General features: G+C 67.2%; 14 protein-coding genes. 8 read left to right on the top strand and 6 right to left on the bottom strand.

The window, feature by feature from the left end; genetic code table 11:
• Positions 1 to 70: 70 nt before the first annotated feature.
• Together FGL94_RS13435 and FGL94_RS13430 are read right to left on the bottom strand one after the other, a co-directional pair.
• Positions 71 to 814, bottom strand: coding sequence for a hypothetical protein (locus FGL94_RS13435; protein WP_144926254.1), 744 nt, complete (start codon positions 812 to 814; stop codon positions 71 to 73).
• Position 815: 1 nt separating this feature from the next.
• Positions 816 to 1565, bottom strand: coding sequence for a DUF5058 family protein (locus FGL94_RS13430; protein ID WP_241659181.1), 750 nt, complete (start codon positions 1563 to 1565; stop codon positions 816 to 818).
• Between the two features lie 201 nt (positions 1566 to 1766).
• Here FGL94_RS13430 and FGL94_RS13425 point away from each other — a divergent pair, with 201 nt between their 5' ends.
• From FGL94_RS13425 to FGL94_RS13390, 8 genes are all read left to right on the top strand, one after another.
• Complete coding sequence (locus tag FGL94_RS13425) at positions 1767 to 2966, top strand: ABC transporter substrate-binding protein (protein ID WP_144926251.1); 1200 nt, start codon at positions 1767 to 1769, stop codon at positions 2964 to 2966.
• A 67-nt stretch (positions 2967 to 3033) separates the two neighbouring features.
• Positions 3034 to 3903 carry a branched-chain amino acid ABC transporter permease gene (locus FGL94_RS13420; RefSeq protein ID WP_144926248.1) on the top strand — a complete coding sequence of 290 codons (870 nt, stop codon included), beginning with the start codon at positions 3034 to 3036 and terminating at the stop codon, positions 3901 to 3903.
• Complete coding sequence (locus FGL94_RS13415; RefSeq protein WP_241659180.1) at positions 3903 to 4979, top strand: branched-chain amino acid ABC transporter permease; 1077 nt, start codon at positions 3903 to 3905, stop codon at positions 4977 to 4979. The genes FGL94_RS13420 and FGL94_RS13415 overlap by 1 nt, the downstream gene beginning before the upstream one ends.
• A gap of 2 nt (positions 4980 to 4981) precedes the next feature.
• Positions 4982 to 5788, top strand: a complete 807-nt coding sequence (locus tag FGL94_RS13410; protein WP_144926242.1) for an ABC transporter ATP-binding protein — start codon at positions 4982 to 4984, stop codon at positions 5786 to 5788.
• Positions 5781 to 6497: an ABC transporter ATP-binding protein gene (locus FGL94_RS13405; RefSeq protein WP_144926239.1), complete on the top strand. Its 717-nt coding sequence runs from the start codon at positions 5781 to 5783 to the stop codon at positions 6495 to 6497. The genes FGL94_RS13410 and FGL94_RS13405 overlap by 8 nt, the downstream gene beginning before the upstream one ends.
• 54 nt (positions 6498 to 6551) lie before the next feature.
• Positions 6552 to 7352, top strand: a complete 801-nt coding sequence (locus FGL94_RS13400; protein ID WP_144926236.1) for an enoyl-CoA hydratase/isomerase family protein — start codon at positions 6552 to 6554, stop codon at positions 7350 to 7352.
• A gap of 84 nt (positions 7353 to 7436) precedes the next feature.
• Positions 7437 to 8213: an enoyl-CoA hydratase/isomerase family protein gene (locus tag FGL94_RS13395; protein WP_144926233.1), complete on the top strand. Its 777-nt coding sequence runs from the start codon at positions 7437 to 7439 to the stop codon at positions 8211 to 8213.
• An 83-nt stretch (positions 8214 to 8296) separates the two neighbouring features.
• Positions 8297 to 8698 (top strand): universal stress protein, encoded by a 402-nt coding sequence (locus FGL94_RS13390; protein WP_144926230.1) that lies wholly within the window; start codon positions 8297 to 8299, stop codon positions 8696 to 8698.
• An 84-nt stretch (positions 8699 to 8782) separates the two neighbouring features.
• On the opposite strand, the gene FGL94_RS13385 is transcribed toward FGL94_RS13390, so the two are convergent.
• The 4 genes from FGL94_RS13385 to FGL94_RS13370 all read right to left on the bottom strand — a co-directional run bounded on the left by FGL94_RS13385 (position 8783) and on the right by FGL94_RS13370 (position 13712).
• Entirely contained in the window at positions 8783 to 9388 is a 606-nt protein-coding gene (locus FGL94_RS13385) for a GNAT family N-acetyltransferase (RefSeq protein WP_144926227.1), read from the bottom strand.
• Between the two features lie 100 nt (positions 9389 to 9488).
• Entirely contained in the window at positions 9489 to 11006 is a 1518-nt protein-coding gene (locus FGL94_RS13380) for an amidase (protein WP_144926224.1), read from the bottom strand.
• 118 nt (positions 11007 to 11124) lie between these two features.
• Positions 11125 to 12537: an OB-fold domain-containing protein gene (locus FGL94_RS13375; RefSeq protein WP_144926221.1), complete on the bottom strand. Its 1413-nt coding sequence runs from the start codon at positions 12535 to 12537 to the stop codon at positions 11125 to 11127.
• Positions 12534 to 13712, bottom strand: coding sequence for a thiolase domain-containing protein (locus FGL94_RS13370; protein WP_144926218.1), 1179 nt, complete (start codon positions 13710 to 13712; stop codon positions 12534 to 12536). The genes FGL94_RS13375 and FGL94_RS13370 overlap by 4 nt, the downstream gene beginning before the upstream one ends.
• Between the last annotated feature and the right edge of the window lie 18 nt (positions 13713 to 13730).

Genomic DNA, 13730 nt, shown 5'->3' with positions numbered 1-13730 from the left:
TGGTGGATATGCGTGCGAGCCGTATTCGCTTTCCGATCGATCGCGTCGTCTCGGCGTCGTCCGAAGCATCTCACGACTCCTCCGGCGGCTCGATCATCCCCTGTTTCCACATCCACCGGGCGATCAGGATCGTCCCGAAGACGGAGACGATGATCACCATGTACAGCGGGTATCCGGGGAAGACACCGAGGTAGCCGAGCTCCAACAACATCGTCATCGCCAGCGCCAGAACGAATCCGGCGCCGGCCACCTTCGGGTAGTCGCGACCGAACTGCGCGAAGATCGCGCCGAACACCGCCGGCACGAGGTACGAGTCGAGCGCGTTCTGCCACAGTTCGGGCAGCGCCTGGAACGTTGAGACGAGCGCGAAGGCGCCGACCCCCAGAAGTGTCGTGTTGACGCCGATCGACGCGGCGATCGCGATCGTCGAGATGATGCTCCCCTTCGGGGTCCCGGTTTGGACGTCCGCGCTCTCCTGTGCGGCGGCGGCACAGGGTAACCGGAGGTTCGAGATGTTCCCGGACAGGAACGCCATGTACGTTCCCGGGATCCCCAACACGGGGTAGTACGAGAGCGGCTCGACCACCCAGAAGATCCCGAACGTCGCCGCGACCGAGATGAACGCACCGGTGATCGCCTGCGTCGGCGGGAGAATGTCGAACACCGTAAGCAGCGCCACCGCGGGACCGAGCGAAAGCAGTACCGCGAGGGCGTTCGTCCGGCGCCCCCATTTGTTGATGTACGGGATGAATTCGGTTTCGTACACGCCGTCACCACTGTGCTGACCGTCTACCGAGTCGGTGTTTCCAGACATCTTACCACCAGGTTCCGACAGTCACTTGCAGCGCGACACCAACGAGGAGCCCGACCATCATCGCCGTTCCGAGCGCCCACTCGCGGAGCCACTGTATCTCCTTGTTATCCGCGATCTGCAACAAGATGAGCATCACTAACCCCCCTGTGGCGACCGATCCCGTCTCGGGCGTTCCCGACGCGACCTCGCCGGTCAGGAAGTAGGCGAACGCCCCCAGCATCGCGGCGGCGCCGATGATCGGAATGAGCGCGTCCTTCCCCTCGCCGAGCTTCTGTCTGGCCTTCTCCATGTGCGGCGTCCCGAACGCAGAGACGAGCAACCAGCCGGTCCCGCCCAGCGTCATCGACCAGACCGCCGTCGCGTACGCGGTTTCGGTGATATCGCTGTCACCGAGGCTGTAGCCGAACTGGCTCACGCCCAGTTCGGCCGCAGGAAGCTCGAACGCAACCGATCCGATCACCGAGAGCCGCATCCACGCGACGGGGCCGCCGACAGTCGCGATCAACGCCAGCATCCCGACCAAGACCGCGATGGCGGGACCGATCGCCGAGATCACCCCGGTCTTGAACCCGGATTTGAGCTGATCGTCCGATAACCCGATCTCCTTTCCGTCCGACCAGGCGCGCCGGAAAAATATCGCCGCCTGCAATAGCACCACCGAGACGACCGGGACCGTCGAGAGCCACAGCCATCGGCTGTTCGCGACATCCATGTACGCCGGTACCACTGGCAGGGACTCTATCCATACCATGTCTGGGCATCTCTATCATGGTATATAAATATTAATAATAGTAAAAATACGTCCGCCGCACGGCGCGCAAACAGCCCCAGTTCCATAATTTATATATATGATAGACTCGCAGACGTGTCTATGGCTCGCAGACCCATGAGAAATAGTAGCAATCATGAACGAGATCGCCACGGGAATTCCGGCGACTCGGACAGATCGACGATGTCGCGGCGGAAGTACCTCCACACGGGTGCGGCGGTCGGGACGGCCGCCGCGATCGGCGGGTGCCTCGGTGGTAGTGGCGAGGGCGGCGGCGGACTCACCGTCGGCTACGCGCTCCCGTTCACCGGGACGTACGCGATGCTCGGCGAGAGCATCGTCAACGGGTTCGAGATGTACCTCGAACAGAACGGCGGCGAGATCGACGGACGAGAGGTCGAAACCGTCCAACGCGACACGGAGGCGGACACGAACCGCGGCGTCGACGTGACCCGCGAGCTGCTCATCGAAGAGCAGGCGGACGTGATCGTCGGTCCGGTGTCGAGCGCGGTCGCGATCGCGATCATGGACACCATCGAGTCGGAGGCGAGCGCGATCTGGCTGAACGCCAACGCCGGCGACTACCGCGTCACTCAAGAAGGGTGTCTGGACTACCACTTCCGGACGTCGTTCAACGACTGGCAGACGAGCGCGCCGCTGGCGGAGTGGGTGTACGAGAACGTCGCCGACAACGTCTGTCTGGCGTACGCTGACTACGCGTTCGGCCAGAACTCCAAGAACTTCTTCGGCGAGGCCTTCGAGGAGGCGGGCGGCGAGATCGTCGCCGAGGTCGGCGCGCCGCTCGGCACCGACGACTACTCGACGTATCTGGGCCAAATCGAGAGCAGCGGGGCTGACGCCGTCTTCTCCTTCTTCGCCGGGAGCGACGCGGTCGGATACGTCTCCGCCTTCGCCGACTACGGCCTCAACGAGGAGATGACTCAGACCGGAAGCGGATTCCTCCTGTCGGAAGACACGCTCCCCGCACAGGGAGAGGCCGCGCTCGGCATGTACTCGTTGCTCCACTACACGCCCGCACAGGAGAGCGAGCGGAACCAGACGTTCGTCGAGAACTACCGCGGCGCGTACGACAGCACGGCCAACGTGTACGCGTGTCAGGGGTACGACTCGGCGCAAGCGTTCGCCGCCGCCGTCGAGGAGACCGGCAGCGCGGAGCCCGACGAGCTGTCGGGCGCGCTCAGCGGGATGGAGATCGACAGCCCGCGCGGGAGCTTCCGGTTCAACGAGCAGACCCACGAGGCCATTCAGAACATGTACGTCCGCGAGGTCGTCGAGAGCGACGGCGAACAGCCGGTCGAAAATCAGGTCGTGGAGACGATCGAGAGCGTCGAGGGCCCCACATGGGACTGTGATCTCAGCTAACATGGTCCGTTCCACACGCGTCACCGCTCGCCGACCGTCTCGCGCTACGACGAGGAGGGCCGACTGAATGATCGAGTCGATCGTTCGCGCCACCCTGCTCGGCGTCCAGTCCGGGATGATACTCGCCCTGATCGCTGCGGGGCTGACGCTCATCTTCGGGATGCTCGACGTCATCAACTTCGCGCACGGGGCCCTGTACATGCTCGGAGCGTACTTCGGGTCGGTGATCGCGGTCGAACTCGGGAGCTTCTGGCTCGCGCTGCTGCTCGCGCCGCTTCTGGTCGGCGTGGTCGGGATAGCGATCGAGGTGTTCTCGCTGCGTCCGCTGTACGGACGGAATCCCCTGTACCACATTCTGTTGACGTTCGGGTTCGCCATCATGATCCAAGGTGCCGTCGTCCAGATCTGGGGCGGACAGGCGCGGCAGATCGCCCAGCCGGCGCTGCTCACCGGCACCCTGTCGCTCGGCGTGGTGGACTACCCGGTGTACCGGCTGTTCGTCCTCGCGATCAGCACGGCGCTGATCGGCGGCGTCTGGCTCGCGATCGACCGGAGCAACCTCGGAATCATCATGCGGGCGAGCGCTCACGACACGGAGATGGTCGACGCCCTCGGGATCGACGTTTCGAAGGTGTTCACCGGCGTCTTCGTGCTCGGTGCGGTACTCGCGGGGCTCGCGGGCGTCCTCCTCGGGGCGTCGCGCTCCGTCAACCCCGGGATGGGGATGGGAATCATCATCGAGGCGTTCGTGATCGTCGTCATCGGGGGGCTCGGGAGCTTCCGCGGCGCCGTCTTCTCCGCGCTGCTCATCGGACTCGTCACCTCGTACGGCGCTCTGATCGCCCCGACGCTGACCGACTTGGCCCTGTTCGGACTGATGGCGATTGTGTTGATGGTGAAACCAAACGGACTGTTTGGCGCAACGGAGGCCGCATGATGCCGGTATTCGAACTCCTACGAGACGACGACAAGGCACGAACAGGAAACCAGATCCTCTCGCGGCCGGGGCGGATCTTGCTAGTTGTTGGCATCCTCGGTCTCGCCGCCGCGGGACCGATCGCCGGATCGATTCAGCCGTTCTGGGTCAATCTCCTCGTTCGAATGCTGGCGTTCGCACTGCTGGCGTTGAGCCTCGATTTCGTCTTCGGCTACGCCGGCCTGCTGTCGTTCGGACACGCGGCGATGTACGGTGCAGGAGGGTACACGGCTGCACTGCTCGTCGGACAGGTGACGCCGAACGCTTTGGTCGTCTTGCCCGCCTCGGTCTTGGTCGGTGTGGTCGTCGCCGCGCTGATCGGATGGCTCAGCGTTCGAGCACGCGGGATCTACTTTGCGATGCTGACGCTGGCGTTCGCCCAACTGCTGTACGTCGTCGTCTTCACCGACCTCCCGGCGACGGTCGCCGGCGTAGAGACGGTGACCGGCGGCGACAACGGTCTCTACGGGATCGGCTCCTACGAACTGGCCGGGATCGGATTCGGTGATCCGCTCGCCTACTACTTCCTCACCCTCGCCCTCGTCGCGCTGTCGCTCGCCGGACTGATCCGGCTCGCGAACTCCCCGTTCGGACGGGTCGTTCAGGGGATCCGCGAGAACGAAGAGCGGATCGAGTTCATCGGGTACGATGTCCAGCGGTACAAGGTCATCGCCTTCGCGATAAGCGGAGGATTCGCCGGGCTCGCCGGCGGGCTGTACGTCCCCTTCCAGAGCGTCGCGAACCCGGGGCTGCTCCATTGGACGGTCAGCGGCGAGTTGGTCGTGATGGTGCTGCTCGGCGGGATGGGGACCCTCTGGGGACCGATGGTCGGCGCCGGGCTCGTCGTCTTCCTCGAGGACCGGCTCGGCGGCGTCGCCAGCTGGGAGGTGATCCTCGGCACGCTGTTCGTGCTCGTGGTTATCTTCGCGCCGCGCGGCATCGCCGGGGCGCTGATATCGCTGCGTGACGATCCGAGCGGCGCGGTCGACAACGTGAAGCAGGCGCTGAAAAACTACGTGCGGGAGGTGCGTGACTGACCATGAGCGGAAACACGATCGGAGGAGCCGAGACGGACGCGGACGCATCGAGCGGAGCCATCCTCAGAACCGAAGGGCTCACGAAGCGGTTCGGGCCGCTCACCGCGCTCGACGACGTCTCGCTCGAGATCCCCGACGGCGGGATCACGGCGATCATCGGGCCGAACGGCGCCGGGAAGACGACCCTGTTCAACACGTTCACCGGGAAGCACGCCCCGACCGAGGGGCGGATCGAGTTCGACGGCGAGCAGATCAGCGACGTCGAGCCACACGAGGTCGTCCGGCGAGGGATCGTGCGGTCGTTCCAGATCACGAACTTCTTCTCGGCACTCACCGCGTTGGAGAACGTCCGGCTCGCGGCGCAAGCCCGCTACACCGGGTTCGGTCCGTCGGATTTCCTCACCCATCACGCGTCTCACGATGAGCCGATCGCGGACGCGGAACGGGTGCTAGAACGAGTCGGGCTCGACGATGTCGCGACCGAGACGGCGTCGAGCCTGGCGTACGGGCAGCGGCGCCACCTCGAAGTCGCGATCGCGCTCGCGTCGGAGCCGCGACTGCTGCTGATGGACGAACCGACGGCCGGGATGAGTCCGGAGGAGACGAACGAGACCGTCGAGCTGATCGAGGACATCGCGTCCGACACGACGGTCGTGATCATCGAACACGATATGGACATCGTCATGGATATCTCCGACCAGATTGCGGTGTTGAACGAGGGCAAACTGCTCACTCAGGGAGTACCGTCGGAGGTACAGTCGGACGAGCGGGTACAGGAGGCGTACCTTCGGGGTGGCGGTCATGAGTGATCCCCTGCTCTCCGTCGACGGGATCAACACTCACTACGGCGAGAGCCACATCCTGTTCGACCTGTCGCTGTCGGTCGGAGAGGGCGAGATCATCGCTCTCGTCGGGCGCAACGGAGCGGGGAAGACGACGACGCTCCGGAGCGTGATGGGACTGACGCCGCCGACGAGCGGCACCGTCGAGATACGTGGCGAGGCGATCGACGGGCTCGACCCGAACCAGATACGCAAGCGCGGAATCTCTTGGATCCCGGAGGAGCGACGCGTGTTCGGGAGCCTCACCGTCGAGGAGAACCTCCGGCTGGCGGCCCACAGCGGCGAAGGGGACCAGTCGGCGCAGTTCGAGGAGGTGTACGACCAGTTCCCCCGGCTCGACGAGCGCCGCAACCAGCAGGCCGGCACGATGAGCGGCGGCGAGCAGCAGATGCTCGCGATCGCGCGCGCGCTGTTGGGCCCCGAAACGGACCTCCTCCTGCTCGACGAGCCGAGCGAGGGGCTAGCGCCGCAGATCGTCGACGACGTCGCGGACATCGTCCGCGACTTGAACGAGCGGGGCGTGACGGTGCTCCTCGTCGAGCAGAACGCCGAGATGGCGCTCGGGCTCGCGGACAGAGCGTACGTCCTCGAGACCGGGAGGATCGTCCACGAGTCACCCGCCTCAGAGCTGCTCGAGGACAGGGAAACGATGGAGAGCTACTTGGGAGTGAAATGATTCAGACGATGGTTCCCCGTTTCACCCGCCTGCAGACGTCGAAGGTGTCGCGCTATGACTGAGCGACCGCACCCGCTCGTCCGCGTCGAGCGCGTCGACGACGGGAACGTAGTCCGGATCGCGATGGAGGAGGGAGAGGAACCGCTGAACGTGTTCCGCCCGGCGAAGGTGGAGGCGATGGCGAAAACCGTTGAGTCGGTCGCCGGCGAGGCGGGCTGTCTCGTCCTGTACGGTGACCCGGTGTTCTCCGCGGGCGCCGACCTACAGGCGATCGAACAGGCGCCACAAGAGATGCGGTCCGCGAAGATCGACGCCATCGCGGCCGCCTCAAACCGACTGATCCGGGCCGTTCGAGAGTTCCCGGCACCGGTTATCGCGGCGGTGACGGGCGTCGCTGCGGGGGGCGCCCTCGGGTTCGCACTCGCGTCGGATCTGATCCACGTCCACGAGGATGCGGTGTTCGACACGGCGTACGCCCGAATCGGGCTCACGCCGGACAACGCGACGCCGTTCTTCCTCGTGTGGACGGTCGGACCGTATCGCGCGCGAGAGCTACTGTTCGATCCCGATCCGATCGACGCGGCGCAAGCCGTCGACCTCGGAATCGCGAACGAGCGGTATGAGGGGTCGGAAGAGGAGTTTCTCGCCACGGTGACAGAGAGGGCAGCCGACTACGCTGCAGGGCCGACCGAAGCGTACGCACGGACGAAACGACTTCTCGACACCGCTTTCGAGGGAGGACTCGATCGCCACCTCGAACGGGAGCGCTCGGCGATAAAACGAATGAGCGAGTCGGACACGTTCGACGAAGGGCTCGCGGCGTTCTTCTCGGAGCGCGAGCCGGAGTGGAGCTGACGGGGAGGGGCCGACCCGTCAGCCTCGGTGCCGCGGTTCTTCGCGGGAGAAAGAACCAAGTCGATCAGCCGCGAGCCCACCACTATGGAATTCGACACGTTAACCGTGGCAGTCAACGAGAGCGTTGCGACGGTCCGGCTCGACAACGATCCGGTGAACGCGATCGATCAGCGAATGCGCCACGAGCTGGCCGAGGCGGTCGACGTCTTCCGCGAGGACCGCGTGCGGGTCGGGATCGTCGCCGGCGGCGACGAGGTGTTCTCCGTCGGGGCCGATGTCGCGCTCTTCGAGGAGGCACAGGAGTGGACGACCGCCGAGTTCCGCGAGAATTCGCGGATCCTCGGCGGCGCGTTCGACGCGATAGAGACGATCGAGAAGCCGGTGATCGCGGCGATCGACGGCACCTGCGTCGGCGGCGGGCTCGAACTCGCGTTGGCCTGCGACGTCCGTATCGCGGCGCCGGACGCGACGCTCGGATTCCCGGAACATAACATCGGGCTCATTCCGGGGCTGGGCGGCTGCTCTCGGTTCGTTCACCTCGTCGGTCCGGGGACGGCGAAGGATCTCATCTTCAGCGGCGAGCTGATCGACGGCGACCGCGCTCGCGAGGTCGGGCTCGTCGAGCGCGTGGCGGACGACCCCGATTCGGCGGCCAACGCGTACGCCGAGGATCTCTGTGACCGCCCGCCACAGGCGATCGGGCTGGCGAAACGCGTCGTCAACACCGCCCGCGACGCGGACACCCGGACCGCCGGGACCGTCGAGTCGCTCGCACAGAGCACGCTGCTGGAGACCGATGACCACCGCGAGGGGATCGCGGCGTTCCGCGAGGACCGCGACCCGGAGTTCACCGGCGAGTAGCCGGCGGGATACCCCCTTCCGGGCGGGCCCCAGCGTCGGAACCACCAGCAGTCTATTTATGATCCGGGTGAGAAGTAACGGCTATGAGCGAGATACTGTTCGCTATCGACGACGATAAGGAGCGCGTTGGTCGACAGGTCCAGACGGTCGTAGAGGATCTACCGATGCGGACGGAGGATCTCACCGTGACCGTGCTGCACGTGTTCTCGGACAATCCGACCGGCGCGTCGATCGCGCAGCTCCAGACGGCCCGGTTCGCAGAGACGGAACTCGAAGCGGCCGGTATCGACGTCGAACTCGTCGGTCGAAGCGGCAACCCGTCGGCGGAGATCATCGGGTACGCCGACGAAGCCGGGGCCGACCTGATCTGTCTCGCCGGTCGGAAGCGATCGCCGACCGGAAAGGCGCTGTTCGGAAGCGTGACGCAGGACGTTATCCTGACGACCGAACTCCCCGTGCTCATCGCCGGAGACGAACGGACATAGCGGTCTCGATCGCCGTTCGTCCCATCGGAGGGCCCTAAGCGCAGTCTCTAGACAACTTCCGGTAGTAACGCCGAACGACGGACGTCACTCGCGCTCCGCGGGTGGACGCTGGAGTCGATCTGCGAGCGACCCGTCGAGATCGAGTTCCATCTCGATCTCGGAGAGTTTCTCCTCTGTGACCTCGAACCCGACGTTCTCGTAGACGGTGATCGCGCGCTCGTTGCCGGTCGACACCTCCAGCGTGAGTCCCTCGTGGTCCCGGTCGTCGGCGTACGCAATGAGCTGTTTGACGAGTTCCGTCCCCACCGCGTTGTTCTGGTGGTCCTGATGAACGAAGATCACGAACTCGGGCGCGGTCGAGTCGACCGGGACGGCGGCGACGTGACCGACGATCTCCGAGCCGTCGACTACGACCAAGTTCCACCCGTTCTCGAGTAGCCGGTCGAGCCACGACTCGATCTTCGGGACGCTCATCGGCGGTAGCCCGTTCGCGCGGCTGAACCGGTCGAGATCGGCATACATCGAAACGAGCGCCGATCGGTCCTCCTCCCTGAACGGCCGCGCGACGTACGGCATCCCGTCTTTCCCCTCGAACCGTGGACACCGCGGCGGACAGTACGGCGTGCCCCCGCACTCCGAGTTGTCCCACGCGGAACAGGACACTCCCGCCGAGTCAGATTGCGCGCTCATACGTGAGGATTCGTGTCACACCCATATAAATGTCGTTACGAACATGTTATGCAAATGTCGTTCGCGGACAGTCTTCATCCCCCTTCCCGACGAGCGCCGATCAGCCGAGCGTCCGTTCGGCGACCCGTGCGGCGGCCAGCGGCGTCGCGTCGTCGAACTGCTCGCCGACGAGCATCAGCCCGACCGGGAGCCCGTCGCTCGCGCCGGCCGGGACGGAGACCGCCGGATGCCCAGTCACGTCGAACGGTGCCGTGTTCGGAAGCATGTCCACCGCGCGCGAGATGATCTGCGCCATCGAGGGGTCATCGAGCCGCTCGTGGGCCGTCTGCGGCGTGGTCGGCATCGCCAGCACGTCGACGTCGGCGAGCGCGTCGTCGTACGCCTCGGAGAGCTCCCGCGAGAGGTTCTGCGCCTTCGCGTAGTACCGGCTGTGGTACTCCTCCGAGAGGTACGCGCCGAGCGTCGCGACGAGCTTGATCGTCGGCGGGTACGCGTCGGCGTTCTCCCGGCGCGCCTCGGCGAACGCGGCCATCAGGTCGGTGTCGTAGTAGCCGTCCGCGAAGTGGCCGACGCCCTCGCCGGCGATCGTCGCGGTCGTCCCCTCGTTGGCGACTCCGTTCCAGATCGCCAGCCCGTCGCGGTGCATCGGCACGGACACCTCCGTGACGGTCGCGCCCGCGTCGTCGAGGGCGTCGAGCGCCTCTCTGACCGTCTCGTCGACGCCGGGGTCGCTCTCCTCGTGGCCGAACCCCTCGGTCAGCACGCCGATCGTGAGCCCGTCGGCGTCGGGAGCCGATTCGACGCGGTCGGCGTACGCCTGCGTCGGGACCGCCGCGTTCTGCCGCGGATCGAGCGGGTCCGCACCCGCGATCGCGTCGAGCACGCGAGCGCAGTCGGCGACGCTCGACGCCAGCGGGCCGGTGTGGTCGAACGTCCGCCCGAGTCCGAGGATCCCGGTGTACGGGACGAGCCCGTGGGTGGGCTTGTGGCCGACGCAGCCACACCACGCGGCGGGAATCCGGATCGATCCCGCCTGATCGCCGCCGATCGCCACGTCGACGAGGCCGCTCGCGACCGCCGCCGCCGAGCCGCTCGACGATCCGCCCGCTAAGTGGCCGTCGTCGTGCGGGTTCACTACCGGTCCGTACGCCGACATCTCACCGCTTCCGGAGAAGGCGAGGTTCTCCATGTTGAGCTTCGCCGTGATCGACGCGCCGGCGTCGAGCAGCCGGGTGACGATCGTCGCGTCGTACCGCGGAACGTACCCGGAAAGGACGTCCGAACCGAACGTCGTCTCGACGTCGGCCAACGAGACGTTGTCCTTGAGCCCCACGTCGTAGCCCTCCAGCGGGCCCGCGTCGGCGCCCTCGACGACGCAGGTTCGGATCACCGCATTCAGTGGATCGGCCGCGTCGTCGGGGTCGACCTCCTCGACGTGCCGGTCCGGATACGCTACCGGTGGTGGCGATGTCGACAGTTCGTCGAGCCGCTCGTACGCCCCGAGCACCTCGGGGATCACGGCCGCCAGCGTGTCTACCTCCTCCGCCGTAAGGTCCATGTGGTGTTCCGCGGCGTACTCGACTATCTCCTCGCGCGTCGGTGGCGTGAGATCGCTCATGGTTCGCTACGGTATGTGAACCCATTTCACATAGTAGTGTCGGGAACAGCCCCCTGTCCCGTAACCTGTCAGAAGGCGAGCGGGGGAACCCGTCGGTCGATCGACGCCGTCCGGGGCGTCAGATCGGCGTCGCCTTCGAGCCGTACCGCGGGATCCCCTCGTCCGCGTAGACGCGACGGATCGTCGCCCGGACGTCGTCGCCGACGGCGACCGTCTCGGGGTCGCAGTCGGTCAACTGCATCGGGATCGTGACCTCCTCGCCGTCGCGGGTGAACCGCACGATTCCGACGGCGTAGGGGCCGTCCCGCTCCTGCTGAGGGACGAACTCCGGCGGCGCGCCGCCCTGTCCGATCACCGTCACCGCGTCGACGACGCCGTCTCGCGGAAGTTCCACGCGCTCGAACGAGCCGCGGTCGTGACAGACGCCGCAGGCCCCCTCAGCGGGGAAGGTCAGTCCACCGCAGGACGGACACTGACCGGCGACGAGCCGGTAGCGGCCGTCGAGTGACCGGCGCCACGACGGGAGGCTGACGTGGGCGCCGCCGCCGGCGACCTCGCCGTCGACGACGTATCCGCGCTCGCGGAGGTACCGGTCGTACGAGACGAGTTCACCGCCGCCGAGTCTCTCGTCGACGGCTGGCACGGCATCGAGCCCGCCCGCGAACGCGAGTCCGAGCGCGGCCCCGCCGCCGCCGAAGTCGGCGGCGACGGTCGTCGCGTCGGCATCGGCCGCCGCGAGCGCCGCGCAGAGCCCCAGCGGCACCGTGGCGGCCCCCGCGTCACCCACGCGGTCGACGACGGTGCCGCGTTCGATCGCGTCGTTGGTGAGGTCGGTGCGTCCGCCGACGCGGTACGGAAGTCCCCCGTTCGGCTGGTGGAGCGCCGCCCCAACCGGGTCGTCGGCGGCGAGGGTCTCGAGGACGGCCGCGACGCTCTCGCCGACCGCGTCGCGCTCGTACGTCGTCACCCCGAGCGCGTCGACCGTCTCCGAACCCCGCTCACGGTAGCGGACGCCGGGATACTCGTCGGCGTGCGCGGCGCTGTCGACGAGCGTTACCGGAGCGTCATCATCGACGAGGAACGCGACCGCGGCGGCGCCGAGACGGTGGTCGGCCTCGGCCGGGTCACCGGTGGGCGCGTCGGCGGCGATCGCGAGCGCCGGCCCGTCGGCCTCGACCGCGCGCTCCAGCACGTCGACCCCGGCGAGCGGACTCGCCGTCGCCGTCGCCGTGCGAGTCCCGCTCTCGCCTCCGAGCGCGCGGACGACCCGCGGCGCGAACTCCTCCTCGGCCAGCGGCGGCGTGGTGGTCGCGAGGCCGACGAACTCGAGGGATTCCGGGGTCACGTCGACACGGTCGAGCGCGTCGGTCGCGGCCGAAATCGCCATCGTCAGGGCGTCCTCGTCCGCCGCCGGCAGCGCCTTCCGCTCGATTCCGCTCGCGTGATCGACGCCCCACGCCTCGCTGACCGTCGAGGCCTCGATCCGGAACCGGGGGACGTGCACACCGGCCGCGGCGATTCCGCGGGTCACGCCGACCCACCTCCGAAGCCGCGCTCGAAGACGTGGACGGTGACGCCCCCGCCGCTGCCGCCGACGTTGTGGGTGAGCCCGCGCTCGGCGCCGTCGACCTGCACGTGTCCGTGGCCCCGGAGCTGCTCGAACGCCTCCACGACCTGTCCGGTGCCGGTCGCGCCGATGGGGTGACCCTTCGACTTGAGCCCGCCGCTCGTGTTGACCGGGAGGTCGCCGTCGGGGTCGGTGACGCCCTCGCGCAGCAGACGCGGCGCCTCGCCGCGCTCGCAGAGGCCGAGGTCCTCGTACGCCAGCAGCTCCGCGATCGCGAAGCAGTCGTGGACCTCCGCGAAGTCGACGTCGCCGGACTCGATCCCCGCCTGTTCGTAGGCGCGCTCGGCGGCCGTTACGGTCGCCGGAATCGAGGTGAGCGAGTCGCGCTGGAACAGCCCGACCGCCCCGGAGGCGGCGCCGCTGGCGGCGACCCGGACGGGCACGTCCGACAGCTCGCGAGCGACCTCCTCGCTGGCGACGAGCGCGGCGCTCGCGCCGTCGGTGGTCGGACAGCAGTGGTACAGCGTGAGGGGGTCGGCGACCGCGGGCGCCGCGGTGGCGTCTTCGAGCGAGCAGGTGAACCCGAGGTGAGCGTTGGGGTTCTCCGCGCCGTTGGCGTGGTTCTTCACCGCGACTCGGCTCAGATCGTCCGGCGTCGCGTCGTACTCGTCGAGGTACGCGGACGCCATCTGCGCGTACACGCCGGCGAAGGTGGTGCCGGAAAGGCGCTCCCACTCGGTCTCGCCGCTGACGCCGAGCCACCACTTCGTCTGGTCGGCGCTGGTGTCCGTCATCACCTCGTACCCGCCCGCGAGGACGAGGTCGGCCATCCCCGACTTGACGGCGGAGACGGCGTTGCGCAGCGCGTAGCCGCTCGCCGCGCAGGCGTTCTCCACCCGCGTCGTCGGGACGCCGTGCAGACCGACGTGCTCCGTCACTGCCGGACCGCTGAGCCCGATCTGTCGGCCGCCGACGCCGAGAGTGCCGAGAAACGCCTCATCGATCCGATCGGTGTCGACGTCGCCGTCGACGCTGTCGAGCGCGCGGTCGTACGCCGTCTCGAACAACGATCGGTAGGTCTCTTCCGGGTACGAGCCGAACGGTGACTGACCCGCGCCGATAACGTATGCCTCACGCATATGGCGAGTAACGTCGAT

The organism is Halorubrum salsamenti, from assembly GCF_007671685.1.
Classification (GTDB): Archaea; Halobacteriota; Halobacteria; order Halobacteriales; family Haloferacaceae; genus Halorubrum; species Halorubrum salsamenti.
Note: the sequence above shows the minus strand (reverse complement) of the source record. Positions and strands in the feature narration are given on the sequence as shown.

Excerpts from the sequence above, each read along its gene's own strand:
- FGL94_RS13385 (WP_144926227.1), bottom strand. The coding sequence starts at position 9,388 with ATGAGCGCGCAATCTGACTCGGCGGGAGTGTCCTGTTCCGCGTGGGAC.
- FGL94_RS13425 (WP_144926251.1), top strand. The coding sequence starts at position 1,767 with ATGTCGCGGCGGAAGTACCTCCACACGGGTGCGGCGGTCGGGACGGCC.
- FGL94_RS13400 (WP_144926236.1), top strand. The coding sequence starts at position 6,552 with ATGACTGAGCGACCGCACCCGCTCGTCCGCGTCGAGCGCGTCGACGAC.
- FGL94_RS13370 (WP_144926218.1), bottom strand. The coding sequence starts at position 13,712 with ATGCGTGAGGCATACGTTATCGGCGCGGGTCAGTCACCGTTCGGCTCG.
- FGL94_RS13420 (WP_144926248.1), top strand. The coding sequence starts at position 3,034 with ATGATCGAGTCGATCGTTCGCGCCACCCTGCTCGGCGTCCAGTCCGGG.
- FGL94_RS13415 (WP_241659180.1), top strand. The coding sequence starts at position 3,903 with ATGCCGGTATTCGAACTCCTACGAGACGACGACAAGGCACGAACAGGA.
- FGL94_RS13395 (WP_144926233.1), top strand. The coding sequence starts at position 7,437 with ATGGAATTCGACACGTTAACCGTGGCAGTCAACGAGAGCGTTGCGACG.
- FGL94_RS13430 (WP_241659181.1), bottom strand. The coding sequence starts at position 1,565 with ATGGTATGGATAGAGTCCCTGCCAGTGGTACCGGCGTACATGGATGTC.
- FGL94_RS13405 (WP_144926239.1), top strand. The coding sequence starts at position 5,781 with ATGAGTGATCCCCTGCTCTCCGTCGACGGGATCAACACTCACTACGGC.
- FGL94_RS13435 (WP_144926254.1), bottom strand. The coding sequence starts at position 814 with ATGTCTGGAAACACCGACTCGGTAGACGGTCAGCACAGTGGTGACGGC.
- FGL94_RS13380 (WP_144926224.1), bottom strand. The coding sequence starts at position 11,006 with ATGAGCGATCTCACGCCACCGACGCGCGAGGAGATAGTCGAGTACGCC.
- FGL94_RS13390 (WP_144926230.1), top strand. The coding sequence starts at position 8,297 with ATGAGCGAGATACTGTTCGCTATCGACGACGATAAGGAGCGCGTTGGT.
- FGL94_RS13410 (WP_144926242.1), top strand. The coding sequence starts at position 4,982 with ATGAGCGGAAACACGATCGGAGGAGCCGAGACGGACGCGGACGCATCG.